The 25,329-nt window shown below is 70.7% G+C and carries 20 protein-coding genes; 10 read left to right on the forward strand and 10 right to left on the reverse strand.

What is annotated here, in order from left to right:
- The coding region (locus FXF51_RS15935) for a substrate-binding domain-containing protein (RefSeq protein ID WP_148435241.1) at positions 1-530 on the reverse strand (530 nt) is incomplete at its 3' end.
- A gap of 28 nt (positions 531-558) precedes the next feature.
- Positions 559-1,728: an aldose epimerase family protein gene (locus FXF51_RS15940; RefSeq protein ID WP_148435242.1), complete on the reverse strand. Its 1,170-nt coding sequence runs from the start codon at positions 1,726-1,728 to the stop codon at positions 559-561.
- Between the two features lie 256 nt (positions 1,729-1,984).
- Here FXF51_RS15940 and FXF51_RS15945 point away from each other — a divergent pair, with 256 nt between their 5' ends.
- From FXF51_RS15945 to FXF51_RS15960, 4 genes are all read left to right on the forward strand, one after another.
- Positions 1,985-3,301, forward strand: coding sequence for an ABC transporter substrate-binding protein (locus FXF51_RS15945; protein WP_148435243.1), 1,317 nt, complete (start codon positions 1,985-1,987; stop codon positions 3,299-3,301).
- A gap of 64 nt (positions 3,302-3,365) precedes the next feature.
- Positions 3,366-4,244: a carbohydrate ABC transporter permease gene (locus FXF51_RS15950; RefSeq protein WP_148435244.1), complete on the forward strand. Its 879-nt coding sequence runs from the start codon at positions 3,366-3,368 to the stop codon at positions 4,242-4,244.
- Positions 4,241-5,074 carry a carbohydrate ABC transporter permease gene (locus FXF51_RS15955; RefSeq protein ID WP_222871307.1) on the forward strand — a complete coding sequence of 278 codons (834 nt, stop codon included), beginning with the start codon at positions 4,241-4,243 and terminating at the stop codon, positions 5,072-5,074. The genes FXF51_RS15950 and FXF51_RS15955 overlap by 4 nt, the downstream gene beginning before the upstream one ends.
- Positions 5,071-6,894, forward strand: coding sequence for a glycoside hydrolase family 127 protein (locus FXF51_RS15960; protein WP_148435245.1), 1,824 nt, complete (start codon positions 5,071-5,073; stop codon positions 6,892-6,894). The genes FXF51_RS15955 and FXF51_RS15960 overlap by 4 nt, the downstream gene beginning before the upstream one ends.
- Before the next feature lie 5 nt (positions 6,895-6,899).
- Here the strand turns inward: FXF51_RS15960 and FXF51_RS15965 are convergent, their stop codons facing one another.
- Together FXF51_RS15965 and FXF51_RS15970 are read right to left on the reverse strand one after the other, a co-directional pair.
- Positions 6,900-7,958 carry a LacI family DNA-binding transcriptional regulator gene (locus FXF51_RS15965; RefSeq protein ID WP_148435246.1) on the reverse strand — a complete coding sequence of 353 codons (1,059 nt, stop codon included), beginning with the start codon at positions 7,956-7,958 and terminating at the stop codon, positions 6,900-6,902.
- A 57-nt stretch (positions 7,959-8,015) separates the two neighbouring features.
- Positions 8,016-8,561: a YciI family protein gene (locus tag FXF51_RS15970; RefSeq protein WP_148435247.1), complete on the reverse strand. Its 546-nt coding sequence runs from the start codon at positions 8,559-8,561 to the stop codon at positions 8,016-8,018.
- 119 nt (positions 8,562-8,680) lie between these two features.
- Between FXF51_RS15970 and FXF51_RS15975 the strand changes: the two genes are divergently transcribed.
- Positions 8,681-11,317 carry a tetratricopeptide repeat protein gene (locus tag FXF51_RS15975; RefSeq protein ID WP_187414395.1) on the forward strand — a complete coding sequence of 879 codons (2,637 nt, stop codon included), beginning with the start codon at positions 8,681-8,683 and terminating at the stop codon, positions 11,315-11,317.
- A 53-nt stretch (positions 11,318-11,370) separates the two neighbouring features.
- Here the strand turns inward: FXF51_RS15975 and FXF51_RS15980 are convergent, their stop codons facing one another.
- Positions 11,371-12,150, reverse strand: coding sequence for a DeoR/GlpR family DNA-binding transcription regulator (locus FXF51_RS15980; protein WP_148435249.1), 780 nt, complete (start codon positions 12,148-12,150; stop codon positions 11,371-11,373).
- 138 nt (positions 12,151-12,288) lie between these two features.
- Between FXF51_RS15980 and FXF51_RS15985 the strand changes: the two genes are divergently transcribed.
- The 5 genes from FXF51_RS15985 to FXF51_RS16005 are packed head-to-tail and all read left to right on the forward strand — an operon-like array spanning position 12,289 to position 16,922.
- Positions 12,289-13,269 carry a carbohydrate ABC transporter permease gene (locus FXF51_RS15985; RefSeq protein ID WP_148435250.1) on the forward strand — a complete coding sequence of 327 codons (981 nt, stop codon included), beginning with the start codon at positions 12,289-12,291 and terminating at the stop codon, positions 13,267-13,269.
- A complete protein-coding gene (locus FXF51_RS15990; RefSeq protein ID WP_148435251.1) occupies positions 13,269-14,114 on the forward strand; it encodes a carbohydrate ABC transporter permease in 846 nt (281 codons plus the stop codon). Before FXF51_RS15985 ends, FXF51_RS15990 begins: the two co-directional genes overlap by 1 nt.
- 43 nt (positions 14,115-14,157) lie before the next feature.
- A complete protein-coding gene (locus FXF51_RS15995; RefSeq protein WP_187414396.1) occupies positions 14,158-15,495 on the forward strand; it encodes an ABC transporter substrate-binding protein in 1,338 nt (445 codons plus the stop codon).
- Between the two features lie 57 nt (positions 15,496-15,552).
- A complete protein-coding gene (locus FXF51_RS16000; protein WP_148435253.1) occupies positions 15,553-16,245 on the forward strand; it encodes a glycerophosphodiester phosphodiesterase in 693 nt (230 codons plus the stop codon).
- Complete coding sequence (locus FXF51_RS16005; RefSeq protein ID WP_148435254.1) at positions 16,242-16,922, forward strand: HAD family hydrolase; 681 nt, start codon at positions 16,242-16,244, stop codon at positions 16,920-16,922. Before FXF51_RS16000 ends, FXF51_RS16005 begins: the two co-directional genes overlap by 4 nt.
- Before the next feature lie 17 nt (positions 16,923-16,939).
- Here FXF51_RS16005 and FXF51_RS16010 read toward each other — a convergent pair whose 3' ends face one another.
- From FXF51_RS16010 to FXF51_RS16030, 5 genes are read right to left on the reverse strand one after another with little or no spacing between them, the layout of a single operon-like run.
- Positions 16,940-17,638, reverse strand: a complete 699-nt coding sequence (locus FXF51_RS16010) for an RES family NAD+ phosphorylase (RefSeq protein ID WP_148435255.1) — start codon at positions 17,636-17,638, stop codon at positions 16,940-16,942.
- Position 17,639: 1 nt separating this feature from the next.
- On the reverse strand, positions 17,640-18,287 hold the full coding sequence (locus tag FXF51_RS16015; RefSeq protein WP_148435256.1) for a hypothetical protein: 648 nt from the start codon (positions 18,285-18,287) through the stop codon (positions 17,640-17,642).
- A 19-nt stretch (positions 18,288-18,306) separates the two neighbouring features.
- Positions 18,307-19,908, reverse strand: a complete 1,602-nt coding sequence (locus tag FXF51_RS16020) for an Hsp70 family protein (RefSeq protein WP_148435257.1) — start codon at positions 19,906-19,908, stop codon at positions 18,307-18,309.
- A gap of 10 nt (positions 19,909-19,918) precedes the next feature.
- Positions 19,919-24,013: a CHAT domain-containing protein gene (locus FXF51_RS16025; protein WP_148435258.1), complete on the reverse strand. Its 4,095-nt coding sequence runs from the start codon at positions 24,011-24,013 to the stop codon at positions 19,919-19,921.
- Positions 24,010-25,143: a vWA domain-containing protein gene (locus tag FXF51_RS16030; RefSeq protein ID WP_148435259.1), complete on the reverse strand. Its 1,134-nt coding sequence runs from the start codon at positions 25,141-25,143 to the stop codon at positions 24,010-24,012. Before FXF51_RS16030 ends, FXF51_RS16025 begins: the two co-directional genes overlap by 4 nt.
- Between the last annotated feature and the right edge of the window lie 186 nt (positions 25,144-25,329).

Genomic DNA, 25,329 nt, shown 5'->3' on the forward strand with positions numbered 1-25,329 from the left:
CCCTGCCCGATGTAGGCCAGCCGCGCGCTGCCCTTGTCGTCGCGGGCCCCGTCGGCGTTGTACGACACCACCGGGATGCCCGCGTCCAGCGCCCGGTTCACCGGCTCGCGGAAGGCCGCCTTGTCCACCACGGCCACCGCCAGCCCGTCGGCCTTGGCGGAGATCGCGGTGTTGCACGCGTTGACCATCTCGGCCACGATCGAGTCCTTCGAGCCCGTCCACTGGAACTCGGTGCCGAGCAGCGCGCAGGCGTCCTGCGCGCCGTACTGGGTCGGGGTGAAGAACGGATTCGTCGTGACATGGCAGACCAGCACGAACTTCCACTTCGGCGTGGCGGGGAAGTCCCCGGCCGTGCCCGCGCCGCCGGTGGCGGCCGGCTTCGGCTGATCGGACGAGCACGCCGACAGCAGCGCGGTGGCGGCGGCCGACGCGCTGACGAGGCCCGCCCCGGTCAGGAGGCGGCGACGCGCGACACGGTTCAGGTGGAGTGTGTCGAGGGCCTCCTCGACCTTCGGGTGGATGTCGTTCATGGATCCTGCCTCAGGAGGTTCTGCCGGTTCAGGACACGGTGGAGAACGCGTAGATCGTCGTGGTCCGGTAGACGTCGCCGGGCCGCAGGACGGTCGAGGGGAAGTTCGCGTGGTTGGGCGAGTCGGGGAAGTGCTGCGACTCCAGGGCGAAACCGGACCGCTTCGGGTAGAGGCGGCCGCCGGTGCCGCGCAACGTGCCGTCCAGGAAGTTGCCCGAGTAGAACTGCAGGCCCGGCTGGTCCGTGATGACCTCGAGCACGCGTCCGCTGTCCGGTTCGACGACCGTGGCCGCCGTCCGCAGGCCGCGGCCGTCGAGGACGTAGTTGTGGTCGTAGCCGCCGCCGCGGACGATCTGCTGGTTCTTGCTGTTGACGCGGTCACCGATGGCGGTGGGCTCGCGGAAGTCCAGCGGCGTCCCGCCCAGCCGGGCGATCTTGCCGGTGGGGATGAGCGTCTTGTCGACCGGCGTGTAGCGGGAGGCGTTGATCTGCAGTTCGTGGCCGAGGATCCGGCCGTTGCCCTCGCCGCGCAGGTTGAAGTACGCGTGGTTGGTGAGGTTGACGACCGTGGGTCTGCTGGTGGTGGCGCGGTAGTCCATCCGGATCCGGTTGTCGCCGGTGAGGGTGTAGACGACCCTGGTCCGCAGTGTCCCCGGGTAGCCCTCCTCGCCGTCCGGGCTGGTGTAGGTCAGCGCGAGCCCCACGCTGCCGCCCCGCGTGAACGGATCGGCCTTCCAGACCCGCTTGTCGAAGCCCTTGGTGCCGCCGTGCAGGTGGTTGGGGCCGTCGTTGGTGGCCAGCCGGTACGTCTTGCCGTCCAGGGTGAACCGGCCCTTGGCGATGCGGTTGGCGTACCGGCCGGTGATGCACCCGAAGTACGGACTTTTCTTGACATAGTCGGATAAGTTGTCGAACCCGAGGGTCACGTTGGCCCGCTTGCCCTCGCTGTCGGGAACCTCGATCGACTGCAGGATGCCGCCGTAGGTGAGGATCTTCACCCGCATCCCGCTCGCGTTCCGCAGCGTGTAGACGTCGATCTTCCTGCCGCCGGCCAGGGTCCCGAAGTGCTTCTTGGAGATGCCCGGCCGGCCGCCGTCCGCGGCCCGCGCCGGGGACACCGCCACCAAGGCGGGCACCAGAGCGGCCACGGCCACCAGGACGGTGGCGAGCCTGGTCCGGGTGAGGGTGCTACTGGGCATGAGGGATCTCCCTTCACATGCGCCGATCTGCGTCAACGCGGACGATCGCGTTGCGTTGACAGCCCGCCGTACGTATGGCCACCGCGCGGGCCAGCCCTGCGGCGCGCTCCCCCTCCGAAGGGCGCCGCCGTTTCGGCCTGCACCTCGGTGTCACGAAATGAAAACGAATGGATGCAATCGTATTCAGTGCCGGTTACGTTGCCATCAGCAGGGGGTCATGTCAACCCGGTCCACTCCAGCGAGAGGAGCCCGGCAAATGAGAACCCATTCCAGGTGGCCTGTCCGGGCGGCCGCGGCGGCACTGCTGATCACAGCAGCCGCCTGCGGACAGGAGGAGCCGCCCCCCGCGGCCCCGCAAACGCAGGCCGCCACGACGACCTGTGCCGCCAAGGGCGCCCTGACAATGTGGGAGCGCTCCGGCGGCAACAAGCAGATGGTGGACCTGCTGGTCGCGGCGTGGAACGCCAAGAACCCCGACTGCAAGATCAACCTGACCTACATCCCGCACACCGAGATGGTGGGGAAGATCGCCCAGGGCGTCGCCTCCGGCGAGGTGCCCGATCTGATGGGCATGGACCTCATCTATGCCCCGCAGTTCGAGAAGGAACAGCAACTCGTCGACCTCACCGGCCAGATCAAGGACTGGCCCGAGCTGAAGACCGCCAGCAAGGGCCACATGACGGTGGCGACCTGGGAGAACCGGCTCTATGGCGTACCCCTCTACGCGGACGTGTCCGCCCTCTTCTACAACAAGGATCTCTTCACCCGGGCCGGGCTCGACCCCGGCAAACCGCCCACGAGCCTGGCCGAGCTGCGCACGTACGCCGACAAGATCACCGCGCTGGGCGGCGGCGTCAAGGGCTACTACCTGCCCGGCAACTGCGCGGGCTGCAACATCTTCACCGTCGGCCCCCTGATGTGGGCCTCGGGAGCGACCATCGAGGCGGCGGGCCCGGGCGACGAACCGCTGGTCGGCGATGGCGTCAAGCAGGTGCTGCAGTTCACCCGCGACATGGTCGCGGCCGGCAACGTCCCCGACGGTGCACGCGCGGAGAACGGCGAGACCTTCCACCTCCAGTTCGGCTCCGGCAAGGTCGGCATGATGGGCACCGGCAACTTCAACATCACGCTGGCGCGCCAGCAGAATCCGAAGATGAACTTCGGCATCGCCCTGCTGCCGGGAATGACGCCGAATTCGTCGGCCTCCTTCATCGGCGGCGACCTCGTGGTGGTGCCCAAAGGCAGCAAGCGGGTCAACGACGCGGTCAACGTGATGAAATTCCTGCTCTCCGACGAGGTGCAGACCGAGGTCTACGCCAAGGCGCTCAATCTCACCACCCGGACCGACATGGTGAACAACAAGTACTTCCAGGCCGAGCCGCTGGTGCAGGACGTGGCGAAGGCTCTCACGGTGGGCCGCACGCCGTACACGGTCACGTTCTTCGAGCAGATCAACTCGCCGCAGGGGCCGTGGCTGAAGATGTTGCAGCGCGCCTATTACCGCGACGACGCCCTCGACACCGTCATCGCCGATGCCAAGAAGGAGATGAAGGCCATCGCGAGCCGGTCCTAGCGCCTCGCGATCCTCGCCGTGCCCACCGGGCGGTGGGCACGGCGGCTCACCGAGAGGAGTCGTCATGCGCCATGGCCCGCGCGGCCGCCTCGTCGGATTAGCCTATGTGGCGCCGGCCCTGCTCTTCGTGCTCGTCTTCACCGCTTATCCGCTGGTGCAGATGGCCTGGATGTCCTTGCACGACTGGTCGTTGCTGTCGCCGCCGAAATTCGTCGGGTCGGCGAACTACGAGCGGGTTTTCAGCGACACCCAGTTCTGGGTCTCCTTCCGCTTCACGCTGCTCTACACCGTCCTCATCACTCCGGTGCTCATCGTCGGCGGATATCTGCTGGCGTTGCTCACCGCCCGGAACACCGCCCTGCGCCGGCTCACCCGTACGGTGGTCTTCATTCCGGTCGTGATCGGCCTCGGGGTGTCGAGCCTGCTCTGGTACTGGCTCTTCAGCTCCGATTTCGGCCTGGTGAACCGCGCGCTGACCGACCTGGGTCTCGTGGCCGAGCCCGTGCTGTGGCTGGGCGTGGACGCCGGCCTGTCCAATGTCGCGATCAGCGCCTCCGTGGTCTGGAAGGTGATCGGCTTCGGGATGATCCTGTTCGTCGCCGCGATCCAGGCCGTGCCTGCGGACGTGGTCGAGGCCGCCCTGGTCGACGGGGCGAGCCACCGCCAGCGGGTCACCCGGGTGATCCTGCCGCTGACCCTGCGCACCGTCCTGCTGGTGACCCTGGTGAGCGTGATCGGCTCGCTGCTCGCCTTCGACCAGTTCTACATCATGACCGCCGGCCAGCCGGGCAACGAGACGGCGACCTCGGTCTTCTACATCTACCTCAATTCCTTCCCCTATCTGAAACTCGGGTACGGCGCCGCGCTGTCGATGATCCTGGCCTTCACGATCCTGATCGGCACCGTGGTCCAGCTCCTGCTGACCCGCCGGAGCCACCAGTGAAGGGGCGCGGGAGATACCTGGCGGCGGCGGTCTGCGTCGCCGTCTGCACGGTCATGCTGATGCCACTCGTGATGTCGGTCCTCGCCTCCGTCAAACCCACGCAAGAGGCGGCGGCCTCGCCGCCGACCTACTTTCCGCACGGGCTCAGCTTCGACAGCTACGTACGGCTGTGGAACTACCAGCAGGGCCTGCCGGTCTATCTCGCCAACAGCCTGGGCACCGCGTTGCTGACCATCGCCCTGACTCTGCTGCTGGCCGTTCCCGCGGCCTACGGGCTGGCCCGTTTCCCCGTCCCGGGAAAAGAAGTGCTCTTCGTGGTGCTGTTGCTGGCACTGATCATCCCTTATCAGGCGCTGCTCACGCCGATGTTCCTGATGTTCGCGAAGATCGGCCTGACCAATTCGCTGCTCGGCCTCGCGATCCTGCACACCGCCATCCAACTGCCGTTCAGCCTGTACGTCCTGCGCAACAGCTTCAGCGCCATACCGGCGGAGCTGGAGGAAGCCGCCATCATGGACGGCTCCTCGTCCTGGGAGACCTTGCGCTGGGTCTTCATCCCGTCGGCCGTGCCCGCGATCGTCACCACGGCGCTCTTCGCCTTCATCACCTCGTGGAACGAATTCCTCGGCGCCCTGGTGATGATGAGCCGCAGCTCCAGTTTCACCCTGCCGCTCATTCTGGCCACGTCGAGAACGGAGACCAGCCTCGGCGGCACCGACTGGGGCATGCTGCAGGCCGGCGTCACCATTTCCATCATCCCGTGCGTCCTGTTCTATTTCCTGCTCCAGCGCTACTACGTGTCGGGTCTCATGAGCGGAGCCATCAAATGAACGCAGGCAGCGTGTGGCCGAGCGCCGCGGCGAAGTCGCGGCTGCACCCGATCGACCCGTCGGGGACGGAGATCCTCGGCGGGTTCTGGGCGCGACGGCAGCGGCTCAACCGTGAGAAGACGATCCCGCACGGCTTCGACCGGCTCCAGCAGGGCGGCGCGCTGGGCAACCTGCGGCTGGCCGCCGGCGGGCAGGGGCGCTACGAGGCCGAGGCCGACAGCGGCGGCACGACCCTCCCGTTTCTCGACTCCGATGTCTACAAGTGGCTCGAAGCCGCCGGCTGGGAGCTGGCTCGCGGTGCGGATCCGGCTCTCACCGCCGCCGCGGAGGAGGCGATCGCGGTCGTGACCGCGGCGCAGCGGCCCGACGGCTACCTCAACAGCTTCGTCCAGGTGGTCAAGGGCGGCCTGCCCTACGGTGATCTCGCCTGGGGGCACGAGTTCTACTGTGTGGCGCACCTGATCCAGGCCGCGGTCGCCTGGCACCGGGGGCTCGGCGACGACCGGTTGCTCACCTGCGCCACCCGCGCAGTGGCGCACATCGACGCCGAGTTCGGCGCACGGGGCAGGCCCGGCATCGACGGGCATCCAGGGATAGAGATGGCGCTGGTGGAGCTCGCCCGGGTCACGGGCGAGGAACGCCACCTCAAGCTCGCCGAACGGATGCTCGGGCTGCGCGGGCACGGACTGATCGGCCCGGGGCGCTTCGGGGCCCATTACTGGCAGGACCACGAGCCCGTGCGCGAGGCGCCGACCGTCGCCGGGCACGCGGTGCGCCAGCTCTACCTGGACTGCGGCGCGGTGGACGCCGCCGTGGAGCTGGGCGACGCGGAACTGCTCGCCGCCGTCCGGCGCCGGTGGAGCGACCTGGTGCGCAGCCGTACCTACCTGACCGGCGGAACCGGCAGCCGGCACCGCGACGAGGCTTTCGGCGACCCCTACGAGTTGCCTCCCGACCGCGCCTACACCGAGACGTGCGCGGCCATCGCGAGCGTGATGCTGGCCTGGCGTCTGCTGATCGCCACCGGCGAGCCGGAGTACGCCGACGCGATCGAGCGCGCCATGTACAACGGTGTGCTGTCGGGCATCTCGCTCTCCGGCGAGGAGTTCTTCTACACCAACCCGCTGCAGCGGCGCACGCACCGCGCCGCCGAGCCGGCCGGGCAGCACCGGCGGGCCCCGTGGTACCCGTGCGCCTGCTGCCCGCCCAACCTCATGCGCCTGCTCAGCTCCTGGCACCACTACCTGGCCACCAGCGACCCGGACGGCGTCCAGATCCACCAGTACGCGGACGCCGACCTGACGGCCGGGGACGTCCGCCTCGCGGTCAGGACCGAGTACCCGTGGCAGGGCCGCGTCACCGTCCACGTCCTCGAGACACCCGACCGGCCGTGGACGCTCTCCCTGCGCGTGCCGGCCTGGAGCCGGTCGGTCAACGGCCCCGTGGTCCGGCACGCACGGCGGTGGGCCGCGGGCGACAGCGTCGTCCTCGACCTCCGGCCGGCGGTCCGGGTCACCGTGCCCGACCGGCGCGCCGACGCGATCCGCGGTTGCGTCGCGATCGAGCGCGGCCCGCTCGTCTACTGCCTGGAGGCCGTGGACGCGCCGGCCACGGCGGAGCTGGAGGACCTGGCCTGGGACGCGGGCCGCCACCCCAGGGAGGTGCCGCGGCCCGACCTCGAACCCGCCATGATCGGCATCGACGTCCCGGTGGTGGACCTGGGATCAGCGTCCGGCGAGAGCCTCACGGCCGGCGCGATCCCCTATTTCGCCTGGGCGAACCGGCGGGCGGACGCGATGCGGGTGTGGATCCCGGCCTGATCGGCTCACCGCGGGGACGGCGGCGCGGTCGAGTCGCGCACGACCAGGGAAGGCTCGAAGATCTCCAGGGCCGGCGGGCGCTGGACACCGGCCGGCTCCCTGGCCAGCCTGACCGCCTGCGTCACCGCGTGGCCGACGATCTGCGAGATCGGCATCCGTACGGTGGTCAGCGCCGGCACCGTGTGGGCCGCGATGAGAATGTCGTCGAAACCGACGACCGACAGCCGATCGGGCACGGTCACGCCCAGGGCGTGCGCGGCGTGCAGCACGCCTGTGGCCACCACGTCCGTCGAGGCGGCGACCGCCGTCGGCGGGTCGGGCCGGTCCATCAGGCGCCGCAGCGCGGCATCGCCGCCGGCCAGAGTGCTCGGGCTGCGCTGGGCATAGCCCGGCGGCACGGCGCCGAACCGCTCGCGCATGAAGGCGAGGTACGCCTCCTCCCGCGCCCGGTACTCGTTGGGCAGTTCCGCGTTGACGAAGGCGATCCGCTCGTGCCCCAGCGACACCAGATGCTCCAGCCCCGCCCGGATGCCCGCGCGGTCGTCGGCGTCGACGGTCGGGAACTCGCGCGGGCTCGTGCCCGGCCAGAGCGCGACCACCGGCACGATCGACTCACGCAGGTCGGCCAGGAGCTGCGGATGCTCCTGCATGTCACCGAGCAGCACCACCGCGTCAGTGTGCCGCGTCTCCAGCACGGTGGTCAGGGAGACGCCCTCATCGCCCGCCCGCCCCGGCACATGCCCCAGCACGACGTTGTAGCCGTGCGCCATCGACTCGACCACGAGCGCCTCGATCACCCCGGCGAAGAAGGGGTCGCTGAAGTCGCGCACCACCGCGCCGATGAGGTTCGTCGAAGCGCCGCGCAACCCGCGAGCCAGCGGGTTGGGGCGGTAGCCCAGCTCGCGCGCCGTCCGCAGCACCCGCTGGCGGGTGGCCGGCGCGATGGGCACCGCCGTGGGCACGCCGCTCAGAACACGGGAGACGGTGCTCTGCGAAACGCCCGCCACGGCGGCGATGTCACGCATCGTGGGCACAGGCCGCTTGCCCGTCGGGTCTTCAGGCATCCGGGCAAGCGTAGCATCATCATGCAGGCATACGATTGCACTCCCTCGGGTTCGTGATCATCGCCGGCCGCCGAACTCCCAGACGTGAACCTCGACATCGGCATACCGGCCCGGCGTCAGGACGGCGCGGGCCGTGTCCCTGTCCGTCGTCCGGATCAGAGCCGCCGTGCCCAGCCAGATGTCGCCGTCGTCGGACAGCAACGGCCCGTACGCGATCAAGTCGTCCAGCCGGTCGGGCGGTGGAACGAGGTCGGCGGCCTCGCCCGTGCCGAAGCCCAGGACCAGATAGCGGTTGCCGCCCTCGCGGCCACCGGGGAAGTCCCACATGGTGCGGCCCAGCAGGTTGCGCCAGCGGCGCAGCATCACGTCCCGATACACGCCGGCCTGGTAGTTGGGCTCGTCGAAGGCGAAGGCCCGCGCGGCGGCGGGGCCCGGCAGGTCGGCGATGTGCACGCTGCCGGTGGCCGTGTCGCCGTCGAGGGTCGGCCCCCGGGCGATCAGCTGCTCGTCGTAGTGGTCCATGTAGGACCAGTGCTCCTCGATCAGCTTCTCGCGCAGGGCCGCGGAGCCGGGCCGGTCACGGTGGTAACAGAAGAACTCCATGTCGAGTTTGTCTACCACGGGTCGCGGCAGGGGCTGACGCGCCGGGGCGTTCTGCGATCGCGGGTAACGCGTTCGTCACTATGGTCCCGCTCGTCCGGGTTCGGCAGCACCCTGGAGGCATGCCGACAGTGGACGACAGCCCCGGCGCCTCCGAGGAGGAGGCGGGCCGTGCCCGGCTGCGGGCGCAGGCTTCCGGTCAGGGCCGGGTGTATCAGTCCGCCAGGGACCAGACCATCCATCACCACTACCCGCCCGCACCGGACCCCGGCCAGATCGTCGAGGGCGACATCCCGCAACGCCCGCCCGGCTTCCAGCCCCGGGAGCTGCTGCTGCGGCAACTCGCCGACCTGCTCGACGACCCGGCCCCGGGTCCCGGCACGCGGGAGACAGACGGCGGGGCGCCGGACCACAACGCGCGGAAGGCAGGCGGCGGGGCGCCGGACCACGACGCGCGGGAAGCGGGTGACGGGGCGCCGGACCACGACGCGCGGGAAGCGGGTGACGGGGCGCCGGACCACGACGCGCGGGAAGCGGGTGGCGGAGCGCCGGATCATGGCGAGCGGAAGGCGGGTGGCGGGGCGCCGGATCGTGGCGGGTGGGAGGCGGGTGGCGGGGCGGCGGTGATCTGCGCGGCGACCGGTACGCCCGGGGTGGGCAAGACCATGCTGGCCGCGTCCTACGCCTGGGCCTGTCAGGCGGCGCGCTGGCCGGTGGTGGCCTGGATCGCCGCCGAGACCACCGACCAGATCCTGACCGGCCTGGCCGCTCTGGCCGAGCGGCTGGGTGAACGCCGCTCCGACGAGGACGCCGCCGCGGCCGCCCGCCGTGCCAGGGCGTGGCTGGCCGCCACCGACCAGCCGGCGCTGCTGGTCTTCGACAACGCCACCGACGTGGCGGCCGTCCGCCGCTGGTGCCCCGCCACCGGCGCGGCCCGGGTGATCGTCACCACCCGCAACCGTGCCTTCGCCCGCGCCTACGCACCGCTGGAGGTGGAGGTGTTCACCGCCGGGCAGGCGGAGTCCTTCCTGCGCCGGCGCACCGGCCTGATCGACCAGGAGGGCGCCGCCGAGCTGGCCCGCGAGCTCGGGCATCTGCCGCTGGCGCTGGCCCAGGCGGCCGCGGTGATCGTCCGCCTGCGGTTGAGCTACGCCGGCTACCTGGAGCTGCTGCGCGGCCTTCCCATCGGCGATCACCTGACCGCCCAGCACGGCGACGCCTACCCGGCCGGCACCGCCGAGGCCGTCATGCTGTCGGTCGCCCAGGCCGAGTCGGCCCTGCCGTTCGCCCGCGAGCTGCTGTCGCTCCTGGCGGTGCTGTCACCCACCGGCGTCCCGCTCGAGGTGCTGTCCGCGCTGAACGGCGCGGGGAGCATCGAGCCGGTCCGCCTGCGTGAGATGCTGGCCGACCTGGCCGACACCTCGTTGGTCGCCTTCAGCGAGGACGGCGCCACGGTCCTGACGCACCGCCTCGTCCAGCGCGTGCTGCGCGACCGGGCCGCCCGCCACGGCGACTTCGAAGCCGTCCTGAGCCAGGCCGTCGCCCTGCTCCACGACTACGCCGACACGCTGCCGGACGGCGCTCGGACCTGGGCGGCCCGCGCCGCGGTCGAGACGCTCATCGACCAGAGCGACGCCCTCCACCGGCGAGCTCCCTCCGGCGAGCTCCCCGAGGATCTCCTGACGCTCCGGATCTGGTGTGGCAAGTCCCTGCACGACCTGGCCGAGCTCGGCCGCGCCGTACACCTGCTCGAAGCCACCCTCGCCGACTGTGAGCGGGTGCTCGGCCCCGACCACCGCCACACGCTGGCCTGCCGCACCAACCTCGCCTTCGCCTACCGGGATGCGGGCGACCTGAAGCGCGCCCTCCCGCTGTACGAGGCGACGACGGCCGACTTTGAGCGGGTGCTGGGCGCCGACCACCCCGAAACTCTGATGAGCCGCAACAACCTGGCCGGCGCCTACCATGCGGCGGGAGATTGGCAGCGGGCCATCGCGCTGCTCGAGGCCACCCTCGCCGACCTGGACCGGGTGCTCGGCGCCGACCATCCCGACGCTCTGGCCTCCCGCCACAACCTGGCCATCGGCTACCAGGAGGCAGGCGACCTGCGCCAGGCCGTCCGCCTGCTCAAGGCCGCCATCGCCGGCCGCGAACACGTACTCGGCTCTGATCACCCCTCGACGCTGTCCTCCCGCACCAGCCTGGCCGCCACCCATCTGGCGGCGGGGAACCCGAGGCGGGCCATCCGGCTGTTCGAGACCACCGCCCGCGACTACGAGCGGGTGCTGGGCGCCGACCACCCCGACACCCTGACCTGCCGCACCTACCTCGCCAACGCCTACCAGGCGGCAGGGCGCCTGGACCAGGCCGTCCCGCTGTTCGAGCGGACGCTGGCCGAGCGCGAGCGCGTGATCGGCCCCGACCACCCCCACACCCTGGCCTCCCGCACCTACCTCGCCAGCGCCTACCAGGCGGCGGGAGACGCGGATCGGGCCGTCTCGCTGCTCGAAGCCGCGCTCAGCGGCCATGAGCGGGTGCTGGGCGCCGACCACCCCGACACCCTGACCTGCCGCACCTACCTCGCCGACGCCTACCGGGCGGCGGGAAACCTGGGCCGGGCCGTCGCGCTGTACACCTCCGCCCTGGCCGCTTGTACGCGAGTGCTGGGAAACGATCACCCCACGACCCGTGTCACCAGGGGGAACCTGGCGGTCACCGCCTCCGAGGCAGCCCTTCGAAGGACGCGTGGGCGGAGGTAGCCGTTGCGCGCGGGCACGACCGTCTCAGCGTCGCGTGCCGGACGCACACCCGGCTAGACCCGCAGCACCTTGGGCCCGGACGCGCCGTAACGCTGCGCGGACGCCCGGGACAACTGCTTGCCGGTGATCACCCAGGACAGCTCCCCGACGTCGGCGAACTTGGCGAAGCTGGCCACCCCGAACCGGGTGTGCTCGCACAGCAGCACGCACTGGCGGGCCGCCTGCATCGCCGCCGTCTTGGCCTGCGCCACCGCCGGGTCCGGGGTCGTCAGCCCGCGGTCGATCGACACGCCGTTGGCCCCCATGAACGCCAGGTCGACGTTCAGCTCCGCGAGCATCGCCGTCGCCCATCGGTCGACGGTGCCCATGGTCGCCGGTCGCAGCCGGCCGCCGACAACGATCACATCGTGATCGGTCTGACGGCCGAGTTCGGCCGCAACGGTCAGGGATCGGGTCACCACGGTCATCCGCTGCAGCCGGCGCATCGGCCCGACGAGATCCTCCGGCAGCGCTCCCTCGTCGAGGAACACCGTGCTGACGTCGGCCATCATGGCGACCGCGGCTTCGGCGATGACCAGCCGCTCCTCGGTCCTGGCCTTGTGCCGGTACGCCACCGGCGTCTCGTAGCGGCCGATGTCGGTGGGGTAGAAAACGCCGTACGACCGGGCGATGAGCCGTTGCGTCTCCAGCGCCCGCAGGTCCCGGCGGAGCGTCGCGGGCGAGATCGCGAACAGGTCGGCGATCTCGGAGACGACCGCGCGGCCTTCGTTTCTGACATGACTGAGGATTCGCTGCTGACGATCGAAGGCACGGCCGTGGAACGAGCTTGACATCCTGTTTTGCACCCTTGCACATGTGATTGAAACGTGCGCGAAATAATCACAGATCGGCCACCATCTGACCAGGTTTGAGCACCTGACCGCCAGTAAAGTCTCCAGCGGTTCAACGCCGATGCGGATGGGTGGTAGCCCGTGAGCAGTGGGGCAAGCGATCTCGAGTCGAGATCAGCTCGGCCGGTCAGCGCCCGCCGACCGGCCGATTCCGGGGGAACCACCTCCGGGCAACGATCAGGGGCGGCACGCCGGCGGCGGCGCGGGTACCTGCTGTTCGCCGCCTTCGCGTTCCCCAACCTGGCGTTGATCGCCGTGTTCTCCTACTGGCCGATCGTCGAGAACGTCTATCTGAGCTTCACCACCTGGGACTTCATCTCGCCGCAGGCCGAATGGGCCGGCCTGCTCAACTACGCGGCCCTGTTCAGCAGCTGGTCCTTCCCCACCGTGTTGTTGCGCACGCTGGTGTGGGTGGTCGTCGTCGTGGTCGCGACGCTGGTCCTCGGCCTGGCGCTGGCGCTGCTGTTCTCGCGACGCATCCGGGGCACCACCGCGGTGCAGACGCTGGCGTTCGCCCCGCACGTGCTGTCGGGGGCGGCGATCGCGACCATCTGGCTGCTGATCTTCGACCCCCATCACGGCCTCAGCCGGCTGGTGTTCGAAGCGCTCGGCGCGACCTCGCCTGCCTGGACGACCGACGGTTCGTGGGCGCTGTGGGCGTTGATCATCGTCTCCATCTGGAAGGGGCTCGGCTTCGTCGCGATCGTCTACCTGGTGGGCATCCAGCAGATCCCGGCCGAGGTGCTGGAGGCGGCCCGGCTCGACGGCGCCGGCCGGTGGGCGCAGTTCCGGCGGGTGGTCTTCCCGCTGCTCTCGCCGACCACGTTCTTCCTGGTGATCACCCAGACGATCTCGGCCTTCCAGGCCTTCGACGTGATCGCCATGATGACCGGCGGCGGGCCCGCCCGTTCCACCACCACGTTGAGCTGGTTCATCTACGACGAGGCGTTCAGCCGTACCAACGTCGGTGTGTCGAGCGCGGCTTCCATGATCATGTTCGTGCTGCTGATGGCGATCACCGTCCTGCAGTTCCGATTCGTCGAGCGGAGGGTCCACTACTGATGACGGTCAAGCCGGCCGCGGTGACACCCGAGCGTGCGCGCTGGTGGGGCGTGGTCGCCCTGGTGATCACGGCCCTGGTCTTCCTGATCCCGCTCTACCTCTTCGTCAGCACGGCGTTCAAGACCGACGCCGACATCAACAGCTGGCCGCCGCGGCTGATCCCGGGGTCGCTGACCCTGGAGAACTTCGTCAACGCCTGGACGCTGGCGCCGTTCGGCCAGTTCCTGGTCAACTCGGTCGTGGTGGCCGCGATCGGGACGGTGCTCAAGGTCGTGCTGGCGATCTTCACCGCGTACGCGTTCGCGTTCCTCCCCTTCCCGGGCAAGCGCTGGCTGTTCGTCTTCATGCTCGGCGCGCTGATGGTGCCGGGGCACGTGACCCTGCTGGTCAACTACATCACCATCGGCCAGCTGAACCTGGTCAACACCTACGCGGGCCTGATCCTGCCGGGCGTGGCGTCGGCGTTCGGAACGTTCCTGCTGCACCAGTTCTTCCGGTCGCTCCCGTACGAGGTGCTGGAGGCGGCGCAACTGGACGGCGCCGGGCACCTGCGGACGATCATCTCGTTCATCGTGCCGATGGCCCGGCCGGCGATCATCACGGTCGGCCTGATCGCCCTGATCGACGAGTGGAACGGCTTCGTCTGGCCGCTGATCGTCACCAATTCCGTGAACATGCGGACGCTGCCGATCGGGCTGCTCTACCTCAAGGAGAACGACGGCATCAACGACTGGGGCGCGCTGATGGCCGGGACGCTGTTCGTCATCCTGCCGGTGGCGATCGTCTTCCTGCTGGCACAGCGCTACATCGTCGCGGGCCTGGCCGGCAGCGTGGTGCGCCGATGATCACCACGTGCCCGCGCTCCGGTTCGACCAGGGAGGAAGCAGCGTGACCGGGACCAGTTTCAGCCGCCGCCGGCTCCTGACCGGCGCCACCGCCGCCGCGGCCGGCCTGGCGCTGGCCGGCTGCGCCGGCCGCAAGGAGGGCGACTACGCCCAGGTGAGCGGGCAGGTGCCGGCGCGGTTCTCCCGCCGCGAGCGGGTCGTGCTGTGGAGCGCGTTCACCGCCCACAACGCCACGGTGCTGCAGTCGATCATCGACGGGTTCAACGCCTCGCAGCAGGACGTCTTCTGCGAGATCCAGCTGTTCCCCGGGTACCCCGCGCTCGACTCGAAGCTGGCCGCCAGCTTCGCCGTGGCGCAGGTCCCCGACCTCGTCACGCTCAGCGACGTGAACTGGAACCGCTACTTCCTCGCCGAGACGCTGGAACCGCTGACCGGCTACTTCGACGCCGGCTTCGGCCCCGACGCCTTCCATCCGAGGTTCCTGGCCGAGGGCACCGTCCGCGGCCAGGTCTACTGGCTGCCGTGGGCCCGCTCGACGCCGCTCTTCTACTACAACAAGGAGATCTTCGCCGGCGCCGGGCTGCCCGACCGGGGGCCGAAGACGTTCACCGAGCTGCGGGAATGGGGAAGCCAGCTGAAGAACTACAAGTACCGCGGCTCGCCGGTCAAAATGCGCGGCTACACCGGCAAGGACGACTGGTACTTCCAGGGCTCGACCTGGGCCTTCAACGGCGGCTACTCCGACGGCATGACGCCCAGGCTGGACTCCGAGCAGACCGTCGGCGCCCTGGAGTTCGATCGCGCGTTCATCCACGACGACCGGATGGCGTACCTGTCCGGCGACATCAACGCCGACTTCGTCGCCGGCGTGACGGCGACCATCTGCAACTCCACCGGTGCGCTCACCTCGCTGCTCAAGGCGGCCAAGTTCGAGTTCGGCGCCGCCTTCCTGCCCGAGCAGGACGCTCCCGGCGTACCGACCGGAGGCAGCGGGCTCGCGGTCATGCGCAACTCCACGAAGGCGCGCAAACAGGCGACCTGGGAAGTGATCAAGTACCTGGCCGGCAAGGGCGCGCCCGAATGGAGCCTGAACACCGGCTACCTCCCCGTGACCACCAGCTCGCTCAACTCCTCGGAGATCAAGGAACGCAACGCCGCGACGCCCGCGTACCAGATCGCCCAGGACCAGCTCAGCCGCGCCCGCCAGGCGGACGTGATGCGCCGGTACGTCAACGAGACGATCTCCGAGATGCTGATTGTGCTGGAGAAGGTGTACGCCTCCGACGCCGACCCGTGCGAGGCGCTGCGCGAAGCGGCCCGCAACCTCGACCCGGCCATCCAGCGCGTACTGCCGAAGTACCAGCGCCTGGTCGCGTCCTGACCCCTTCATTCAGAGAGGAAAATCGTGGCATTTGCCATTGTCGGACACCGTGGCGCCATGGCCGAAGCACCCGAGAACACCGTCGCGTCCTACCGCGTGGCGGAAGAGGTCGGCGTCGACGAGCTGGAGACCGACGTCCGCATCAGCTCTGACGGCCGGCTCTTCATGCTGCACGACGCCACCCTGGACCGGGTCGCGGCCGAGCCGTCCGGCAAGGACCTGGGCCCGGTCGCGGAGCTGCCCTGGTCGAAGATCAGCTCGGTGGACGTCGGCGCGGGCGAGCGGGTGCCCACGCTGGAGCAGATGTACCAGGCCACGACGCGGTTCGTCCAGCTCGAGATCAAGGACCTGGCCGCCATCGACGGCCTGGCCGGCTTCTTCCCCCGCCACCCCGCCTACGCCGGACGAACCATCCTGACCGGCTTCTCCGCCGAGGCGATGACCACCGTGGCCGAGAGACTGCCGGACATCCCGCGAGGCATCATCGTGTCCAGATGGACCGACGCCGAGTCCCACCCGGGCGGCTACCGCAAGCTGATCGAGGAGACCGGCTCCTGCCGCATCCACAGCGGCGGGCAAGGGCTGACCGCCGAGATCGTCCGGCAACTGCACGACGAGGGCATCCCCGTGCACGGCTGGCCCACCCGCACCGAGGACGACCTGCGGCACTGGCTCGAACTCGGCGTGGAAGGCACGACCACCGACGACCCCCGCACGGTGCGCCGCTGGCTCGCCGGGGCCCGCCGATGACGGCGGCCCCCCGCTCCGGACCGCTGGAGGCGGCGCTGTTCGACATGGACGGCACACTGTTCGACAGCGAACCCCTCTGGGACGTCAGCCTCGCCGACCTGGCCGAGACGCTCGGCGGCACGCTCCCGGCCGAGACCCGCCGCCGGGTTGTCGGCGGGAACCTGCGGGACACCACCCGGATCATCCACGAGGACCTGGGGGTGGAGGCCGACATCGAGGAGTCGGCCGCGTGGCTGCTGGAGCGCACCCGGCAACTGTTCGCCCTGGGAGTGCCGTGGCGGCCCGCCGCCCAGGCGGTGGTGGAGTCCGTACGGCGGCAGGGCATCGCCACCGCGCTCGTGACCTCCAGTCACCGGGCCCTGGTCTCTGAGGTGCTGGCCCAGTTGGAGCCTGGATTGTTCGACGTCGTGGTGTGCGGTGACGAGGTGGCCCGCCCCAAGCCCGATCCTGAGGGCTATCTGACGGCGGCCGGGCGGTTGGGGGTTGATCCACGCAATTGTGTGGCGCTGGAGGACTCCGCCCGGGGCATCGCGGCGGCGCTGGCGGCGGGGTGCGTGGTCGTGGCTGTGCCTGAGGATGGGGCGGCGCTGGGCGATGGGCATGGCGCCGTGGTGGTTCCGCTGGAGGCCGTCACCGTTGATCGGCTGAGGTCGCTGCTGGCCGACCGGGCCGGCTGAACACGTCCGTCCGCGCCTCACTCATTTGCCGCCCAGGCCGCTGCCCGCCGCGGGCGGGTGAGGTGCGCCCGGTAGGGAGCCAGCCGCTCGTTCACCCAGTCGGCCCCCTCCAGGTCGTCCAGATCCCGCCCGAAGGAGTCAGGCGTCAGTGAGCCGGCCGGGCAGCGGTCACCGAAGAGCACCACGGACGGTTCCCCGCCCTCCCTCTTCGAGGGCCAGATCAGGCCCTGCGCCCGCGGCTCCTGCTCCCTGATCCAGCTCGCCCACCGCCTGGTCGCGTGGTAGTCGCGCGGATCGGCGTGGACGAGCCAGCCGTCCTGGGCCACGGCCGCCCAGGCCACGCCGGACAGCAGGTCGACCAGGATCAGGTCCTCGGTGTTCACCACGACGCTCGCGCGCCGTTCGCGGACGAGGACGCGCGGGATGATGCGGTATCCCCGATCGTTGAAGGGCAGGTCTCGCAGCAGCGTCTCGGCCAGCGCCGTCTCGGCGGCCAGGCCGGCGTAGTAGCTGGGATAAGGGTCGCGGTCGGTGCCGTCGAAGCGGCCGCCGCCGAAGTTGGCGTCCGTCCTTCTGGGCTCGCCGGTGCTCTCCCGGGGGTTGAAGTCGGTGGCCTTGTAGCACCTCAGGTGCACCCGCCAGAGCGAGGTCCCCGCCGGCAGCAGGTAGAGCTGCGGGATCGCCCTGTAGAGGCGGGGCGGAGCGGTGTTCGGCATGTCACACCCCCGCCGTCTCGCTGCGGGCAGCGGCGATCAGGTGTTCGTCGGGCACCCGTCCGATCAGGTTGGCGGGGGCGTCGCCGAGCCAGCCGTTGTCGCTCAGCCACCAGCTCGCCGCCCCGAGGGGGTCGTCGAACGCCTCCAGAATTCCGTTGATCAGTCGTACCAGCGGCAGGGGTGTGCCGTCGGCATCGAATTGGAAGGCCGGCCATCGGCCCGCACCGTCGTCGTTCTGCAGCCGGATCAGTGCGGGATCGCCGGGGTTCTGGCCCAGGGCACGCAACTCGGCGGCCGTCAGCGCCGGGGCCGCGAGCAGCCGGGCCACGGCCTCCCGCTCCACCTCAGCGGGCGAAGGGGTGTGGCTGAGCAGAGCGCGTAATTCGGCGAGGGGCAACGAGGGCTCCGCGATCCCCGCCCACCGCTCCGTGCGCTCGCGCAGGGCTGCGGAGAACGGGTGGTCGCCAGGCAGCCGCCTGCGCAACAGGCCGGCGATCTCGTGGGCGATCTCCTCGGCGGCCTCCTGGTCGTCCTCACGGAGGAGCCTGCCGGCCAGGTCCGACAGCGCCTCGATCGCCTCAGGAGACAGCCGGGAGTGGATGTCGTGCCACTGCTCGGCCAGCACCGCCATCGCTTGCCGTAGTCCCATGGATCTCCCCTATCGCGTCTCAGGAACTGATGTCATGGCGGGCCACCGCCGTCCTGGCCTGGTCGACGGCGGCCTCGTCCAGACCGCCGATCTGCAGCTCGAAACGGACCTCCCGGCCCGACACCGGTTCCGTCGCGTGCACACAGAGCAGCCCCGTCGCCGCCATGGCGAACGTGACGTGGATCGGCGTGCCCTTGGGCAGCCTCGGCGGCAGGCCGAGCAGCATGCCCCGCCCGACCAGCGTGTTGTCCGCCAGCTCCGCCGAGATCTCCCGCCCGTTCTGCTCCCACACCTCCAGCTCGATGCCCGGCTGGTTGTCCATCGCGGTGGTGGCGACGACTGGCCCGGTGTCGGCGGGCAGCGGCGTGCCGGCGGGCAGCAGGTGTATGACGTAAGAACGCGCGCGCAGCGGTTGCGTGGCGGCCAGCGGGTCGTTGTGGTCGAGCACCTTGACGCCGAAGCCGCGCGGGATCACCGTGGTCACCCGTCGCGAGCGCATGTCCTCGGCCTGGGCCTTCGTGATGCCGAGCCGGTCGGCGACATGCTCGCTCTCGTCCTGCTGCGTCTGCCTGATCATGGCGAACATGGCCGCGCCGCGCGCCACCGCGAGATCGGGCTCATGCTGCCTGGGTGTCCTGCCGAGCAGCCGCTCCAGCCGCTCCGCCACCACGGGCATCCGGGTCATGCCACCGACCAGCACGATCTCGTCGATTTCTGCGACGCCCTCGCGGCCGGCCTTCTCCACCGTCTCCTCGGTGATTTTCATCGTCCGGTCGAGAAGGTCGGCGGTTAGCTCCTCCAGCCGGCTCCTGCTCAGCTCCACCCGGGCGGTCTGCCCGGCGAAGCGGAGGTTCTTGCGACGGGTCAGCGCGTTGCTCAGCTCTTCCTTGACCTGTTCGGCCTTGATCCACAGGTCCTGCATGAAGCCCTCGTCCGCGGTGGGATCCAACCGCGGATGTTGTTCGGCGAACGCGTCGAGCAGGAACCGTCTGATCTTCTCGTCCCAGTCGGCGCCGCCGAGCCGCCGGTCACCGTCGGTGCAGACAGTGACGACGTCCTTGCCGTCCACCTTGATCACGGTGGTGTCGAACGTGCCACCGCCCAGGTCGTAGACCAGCAGATGCCGTACGCCGGACGCCGGGTGCTGCTCCTGCCGGGAGATCGCGGCGGCGACCGGCTCGGAGAGCACGTCCAGCACCTTGAACCCGGCGATCTCGCCGGCCTGCCGGGTGGCCTGCTGCTCCGCCACGCCGAAGTAGGCGGGCACAGTGATCACCACCTCGCGGACCGGCGTGCCGAGCTGCCGTTCGGCGGCGTTCGCCAGATCCTTGAGGATCAGCGCCGAGATCGACTCCGGCGTGTACGTCGTGCCGTCAAAGGCGTACTCGACGTCCTGGCGCCCGATCTGCCGCTTGATCAGCTGTACGACGCGGTCAGGGGCCAGCAGTGCCGCGTTCTTGGCGGCGCTGCCGATCACCACGCTCTCCTTGCGCTCGAAGTAGACGACCGAGGGGGTGGTGTACTCGAGGTTCGCGTTCCTCAGCACGACGGGCCGCCCGGCGTCGTCGACGTACGCGATGCACGAGTTGGTCGTGCCCAGATCGATCCCGAACGCGGTCATGGAGGCTCCCTCATCGGCCTTGGTAGGTGAACGCCGCCCACGACTCGGGCTCGTGCAGCGGCGTCTCGTCGAGCAGCCCGGCCAGGTCCTCGCGCAGGGCCGGCGGGACGCGCCGGCGCGGGTCCAGCATCCACAGCTGAGCCGCGCGCAACGCGACAGCCGGGTCGTCGTATCCACAGTTCAGATAGTGGTGGAACATGGTCATGCACAGCAGGGTCGGCAGGTCGTCGACCGGCCAGCGCGTGCCAACCGCGCCGCTGGCTCCCGCACCGAGGAACGCGCTGGTCAAGGTCAGCGCCTCGTCGTGGTGGCCGCTGCTCAGGTCGCTGCCGCAGGCCGCCAGCACGACCAGGCCGCCGGGTCCTCCGGCAGGGCGGGCGCGAGCCTGGCGCAGGATGTCCGTCATCCGCAGGACTTCGCCACCGGCCAGCAGGAGCCGCGAGTCGACAGGACGGCGCTCGGCGGCGGCGTGACAGCCCAGGTGCAGGAGGGTCACACCATCCGTGCCGGCGCCAGGCAGCAGGCTGAGCACGTTGGCAGGGGTGGCCGCCGTGTCCTCGGTGGCGGGGGATGATGTCCGTGAGTCGGTGGCGGACGCCGGTCCTGGGACGGTGGCGGACGACGCTCGGGAAGCGTCGGCGCCGCGGCCGGCGAGCAGCCGTCCGTGCCCGTAGAAGTGGCGATGGAGGGTCTCGGCCTCTTCCCAGGCCCAGTGCAGGCCATGGATGCGGACGAGCGCCGGCTCATCGGCCCATGGGCGGTGGCCGGCCCGCCGGGCATCGACGTACTGGCGGGCGGAGGCGGCGTACGAGATCACGGCGTCCTGGCAGGCGTACCGGGTGAGGCCGTTGCCGGTCACGCGGCGCGCGGCGTGCCAGGGCACGGCGCCGAGCTCCCCGACGGGCACCAGCACCAGCCGCCGGCGGGTCAGGTCGAGGACGTTCGTGAGGGGCTCCATGGCGGCGGTCCACGCCCAGTCGCACAGGTCATCGAGGGCGTACCGCCACCGGCGCAGGGCCCCCTCGCTGTCTTTCCTGTCGCGCTGCGCCCGCGCGAACGCCGCCAGCCTGCTGTCCTGCCCCGTCGCCAGCCGCGGTAGCCGCACGTCGCGGACCTCCCCGTCCGCGTCCACGACGATGGCCAATCCCCCGCGACCGTCCTCGTGAGGCACGAGATAGGCGAGGGCCGCCGCGCCTGCCTCGCTCAGCGACCGCGCGATCTCACCGATCGACGGGGCGGCGAACAGCCTGCGTTCCGTCTGCGTGCCCTCGATGGCCGCCATGACGCGATCCCTGAGGTTGCTCGGCACGCGAGCCTCCGGCAGCCTCTCCACCAAGTTCGCGTGGCCGGCCGTCTCCGAGGCGTCCCAAGGGGCGGGTACGAGCTCCGCCAGCGCCGACTCCCATTCCGCGGCGAGATCGCCGTACCCGGCCTCTCGCAGCAGCGACGTCATGCCCAGGTCGGTGGTCGCGGTGTGCAGAACCATCGCCCGGCCCGACTCCAGCGCCTCGACCGCGCTGTCGAGCAGCCCTCTGGCAACGCACCGCAGCGCCACCTCCGCCGCTTCTCCCGCGCCGGCCACCGCCGCGTCGAAGGCGCGTTCCGCGTCGCTCTGCAGCATCACCCTCCAGGCGCGGATCCGCAGGCCTTCGAGCCCCGCCTCGGCCACTCGCTGAGGGTCGCCGAGGCGCTCGTCGTTGCGCTGGTGGTACAGGTCGCACAACGTCTTCAAGGTTCCGGCCGCGAAGCCGCCGAACGAGTCGGACTCCTGGGCCCGGCGCGCCGCCTCCAGCCGCGCGATGGCATTGGTCAGGTCCGCGCGGTCCCTGGTGATCTCGTACCGCATGGCCAGGCCGTCGCCGATCTGCGACATCAGCACGGGCCTCAGCGGCAACCCGACGGGGGCCGCGTCGTACGCCTCCGCCAGCGCGGCGAGTCCCGCGTTCATCGCCCGCACGTCGCGGCGCACGAACCCGTGATGGACTCTGGCGAACGCGGCCACGCCCAGTTCGGCGCAGAAATACGGGCTGTCGGGATGCGACGTCCGCGCCTTGGCCTCCATCTCGTCGATGAGCGCGGCGAAGCGCTCGGAATCGGCCTGGAAGGCCGTCGGATCGAGGCCCTCGGGCCCGAAAGCCCCACGGGCGAACCGCAGCGCGTGGATGTCACTTTCGATCCGGGGCCGGAGATGGTGTTCCTCGGGCAGCCGGTCGGCCACCGACCGCAGCCTGTCGATCATCTCCTCGACATGGCGGCCGTCGAGCTCGTGCTGGTTGCGCAGGAGCGGGGTAAGGGCTTGCAGCCAGTCCATGGTGCGCAGCGCCGTCGGGTCGGAGTCCTCGCTTTCCTCCGTCTCCGCCGCTATCCGGCGCGCGTAGTAGTCGGCCGCGTCCAGGTGCTCCAGCCCGCCGCCGTACATGAAGCGCTGAGCGAGCACCATGGTCAGCAGAGTCGCCGCGGCCACCTTCAGCCGGTGGCCGGCGGGGAACAGCGTGACCGCGTATTTGATCCGGTCAACGATGTCGTCCGGCCCGCCCGGGTTCTCGCTCAAGCTGCCCTGCATGCACTCCACGAGAACGAGCAGAAACTGGTTGAGCGCGTCGTTCTCCGTGTCGGCGGCCTCGCGCGCGGCGGCGGCGAGCAGCAGTTCCCTGACCCGCTGCAACCGTTCCAGCGAGTACGTCTGCGACAGGCTGCGGATGAGGGATCGGGCCAGCCGGCTCAGCGTGGACGCGCGCTCCGGATCGTCGTCCGGCATCTCCTCCAGGACCTGTTCCAGCAGCCGGAGCGCCGCCTCACGCTCCTGGGGGGCGGAGGCCTCCATGTCCCAGGGGTCGCCGGTCGCGTCGCGGTACTGCCCCAGTACGGCCTGCAGCACGTCACGCAACGGTGTGTCCTCGCCGAGCCCTTCCACCGTTTCGGTGACGGACCTCATGGCCGCGGCCACCTCCTCGCGGCTGCCGCAGTGGGCGGTCCGGGCGGCACGCAGAAGCTGGTGCATCACCTTCAGCTCGGCGCCTGCTCCGTCGCCCTCCGCCACCTCACCCAGGTCCGCCAGGGCTTCGTCCAGCCCTTCGGTGCTCAGATCCAGCCCCCCGGCGGCGGTGGCCGCCATCCGCATCGGCGTCACCAGCTCACGCAGCGCCGAGCCGTCGCTTCGGCCGTTGTCGTCCGGCAGGATGAGCCTGTCCAGGTGCGCGAGCGCGGCCCGCGCGTCCTCCGGGGTGGCCATGATGCGCAACGCCATGACGCGGGCGAAGTGCCGCAGGGTGGCGCCCTGCCCGCCGACGCGGAGCTCCTCCGGAAGCGACCGGTTGAAGTGGAGCAGGGCCATGAAGACGTGGCAGCGATTGGCGATCGCCTCACCCAGCTCAGGCTCCTCGAGTACCGCGCCGAGATCGTCCAGACCTCTCCGCGCGTCCTCGGCACTCCCGCCGAGCATGGCGAAGCGCATGGCGTGCATGATCCCGCGCCAGTATCTGACGGCCGGCCGGTACGGATCGTCGGCTGCCATGCCGTGCCAGCCCTTGTCCAGGGTGCCGACCGCCATGGCCACCCGCCCGCCCAGCTCGCTCCGCTCCCGTCTCCTCTCCCCCGGAACATCCTCCAGCCTGAGTACGTCCCGCTGGGCGGCCATGGCCAGGGTGACGCCGAGCCTGCCGGTCACATGGGCGGCAGGCTCGGCGTCGCCGGGCAGGAGGCCGATCGACCCGTGGAACGCCTCGGCTGCCTCCCGCAGGTCCTGCTCCGCACCGGCGGGGAACCACTCCGCCCGCAGGGCCAGCGCCGCGCCCAGGACGCAGCGCGCCATCGCGAGCTCCAGCGGGCCGTCGGCGGCCGGCGAGTCCTGACCGTCCGCGGCGCAGGCCCGGCGGGCATAGGCGAGGGCGGTTTCCAGCGCGGCCGGGTCCTCGTCGAGCTCGGCGCGCGCCAGCAGTGCTTCGGCGAGCACGGTCAGGTCGCTCGGATCGTCCTCGCCCTCGCCGGGCCCCGGCGGCACGCCTTCTGTGCCGGTCGGGCCTGATGAGAGGTTCTGTGTCCCCGCCGTCCCGGATACGGGCCCGTCCGGCCCGGACGCGGGCTGGACGCGGTCGTCCGCCGTCATCGGCCCTCCAGGCGCTGGCCGGTCATGGTGGCGAACACCGTGCCGTAGATCAGGCCGAGCTGGTCGGCGTCCCGGAACCGCCACAGGGTCGCGCGGCGGTGCCAGCGGTGCGAGCGCGTTGTCAGCCGTTCCGCCGATTCCGGCACCACGAGATGGACATCCTGATAACCGGTCCGCTGCATGATCGGGTCCAGGCGGTAGGCGTCGTCGAAGAACTCGCCGTCGCTGATCACCATCAGGCTGCACCCCCAGGGCTTGACCGGCCGCCTGCCACGCAGCTTCACCAGCAGCCGGATCGCCGGTTCCAGCAGCGTCCCCTCGCCCACCGATCCCTGCGGGTGGTCGGTGACCTGGCCGAGCCTGCGCACTTCCACCGGCGGGACCAGCACTGCGGCCCTGCCCGCGAAGGCCACCGAGCTCAGCAGGTCGCCGTCGGCCATCTCCCGGCAGGCGAACTCGCCCAGCGATCGCAGAGCCGCCGTTCGCAGCCCGGCGTACTGCTCCATGGAGTAGGACAGGTCCACCGCCACCTCCAGGCTCACCGGGCCGCGCACCCGGCGCTCGCCGACCATGCGCGCGGACTCCAGGCTCGCCATGGGGAGCAGCCCGCGCACCGGACGCCCGGCGGGGTCCGGCGGCGCGGCCCTCTCTCGCTCGACCGCGGCGTCCGGCACGGGCACCGCCCGCGCGGAGTGCGTGGCGGAGCGGCGAAGGTGGTAGCCGGCCGCCTCCGGCCCGAGCGCGCGGGTCAGGTCGGCCTCGCCCGCCAGCCCGTACCCGATCTCGCGGAACCACCAGGCCTCCTCACGCAGATAGCATTCGCCGAGCAGGTGCACCGGCTCCGGCGTCGCCGCCCCCGCCGCGGCTCCGGAGAGCACGACCAGGCCGGAACCCACCGCGCAACGCAGGCCGCTCATCCCGGACAGCGATCCGCTCGCGACCTCGGCCGCGAGAACGACCCGCGTGGTTCCCTCGGGCAGCCCTGCCAGCTCCACCATGAGCCTGTGCTCGTCGGTGAGCGTCGCCAGGCACCCGCCCGACGCGTCCTGGAAGACGCCGACCAGTGTGGCGCCGCCCGGCTCCGGCTGGTGCAGCTCCACCGGGACGATCGCCCCAGGTGGCAGCGGCACGTCCTGTGCCTTCCGCAGGCCGCTCCCTCCGCCCGGCATCTCAGCGCCCCGCCACGGCCAGCAGCAACGAGGCCAGGATGGAGACCACGTACAGGGCCGCGACCGCGGTGACGACCACGAAGACGGCCATCCGCCACCGGCTGTACGGGTTGGGGTGCATCGTTGGTTCCCCTCTCGGTTCGGGTA

The organism is Nonomuraea sp. PA05 (assembly GCF_008086045.1).
GTDB lineage: Bacteria > Actinomycetota > Actinomycetes > Streptosporangiales > Streptosporangiaceae > Nonomuraea > Nonomuraea monospora.

Coding starts and splice junctions, on each gene's coding strand:
- FXF51_RS15960 (WP_148435245.1), top strand. CDS start 5,071: ATGAACGCAGGCAGCGTGTGGCCGAGCGCCGCGGCGAAGTCGCGGCTG.
- FXF51_RS16010 (WP_148435255.1), bottom strand. CDS start 17,638: ATGCCGAACACCGCTCCGCCCCGCCTCTACAGGGCGATCCCGCAGCTC.
- FXF51_RS15980 (WP_148435249.1), bottom strand. CDS start 12,150: ATGTCAAGCTCGTTCCACGGCCGTGCCTTCGATCGTCAGCAGCGAATC.
- FXF51_RS15940 (WP_148435242.1), bottom strand. CDS start 1,728: ATGCCCAGTAGCACCCTCACCCGGACCAGGCTCGCCACCGTCCTGGTG.
- FXF51_RS16020 (WP_148435257.1), bottom strand. CDS start 19,908: ATGACCGCGTTCGGGATCGATCTGGGCACGACCAACTCGTGCATCGCG.
- FXF51_RS16015 (WP_148435256.1), bottom strand. CDS start 18,287: ATGGGACTACGGCAAGCGATGGCGGTGCTGGCCGAGCAGTGGCACGAC.
- FXF51_RS15965 (WP_148435246.1), bottom strand. CDS start 7,958: ATGCCTGAAGACCCGACGGGCAAGCGGCCTGTGCCCACGATGCGTGAC.
- FXF51_RS15975 (WP_187414395.1), top strand. CDS start 8,681: ATGCCGACAGTGGACGACAGCCCCGGCGCCTCCGAGGAGGAGGCGGGC.
- FXF51_RS15950 (WP_148435244.1), top strand. CDS start 3,366: ATGCGCCATGGCCCGCGCGGCCGCCTCGTCGGATTAGCCTATGTGGCG.
- FXF51_RS16005 (WP_148435254.1), top strand. CDS start 16,242: ATGACGGCGGCCCCCCGCTCCGGACCGCTGGAGGCGGCGCTGTTCGAC.
- FXF51_RS16025 (WP_148435258.1), bottom strand. CDS start 24,013: ATGACGGCGGACGACCGCGTCCAGCCCGCGTCCGGGCCGGACGGGCCC.
- FXF51_RS15970 (WP_148435247.1), bottom strand. CDS start 8,561: ATGGAGTTCTTCTGTTACCACCGTGACCGGCCCGGCTCCGCGGCCCTG.
- FXF51_RS15990 (WP_148435251.1), top strand. CDS start 13,269: ATGACGGTCAAGCCGGCCGCGGTGACACCCGAGCGTGCGCGCTGGTGG.
- FXF51_RS16000 (WP_148435253.1), top strand. CDS start 15,553: ATGGCCGAAGCACCCGAGAACACCGTCGCGTCCTACCGCGTGGCGGAA.
- FXF51_RS15945 (WP_148435243.1), top strand. CDS start 1,985: ATGAGAACCCATTCCAGGTGGCCTGTCCGGGCGGCCGCGGCGGCACTG.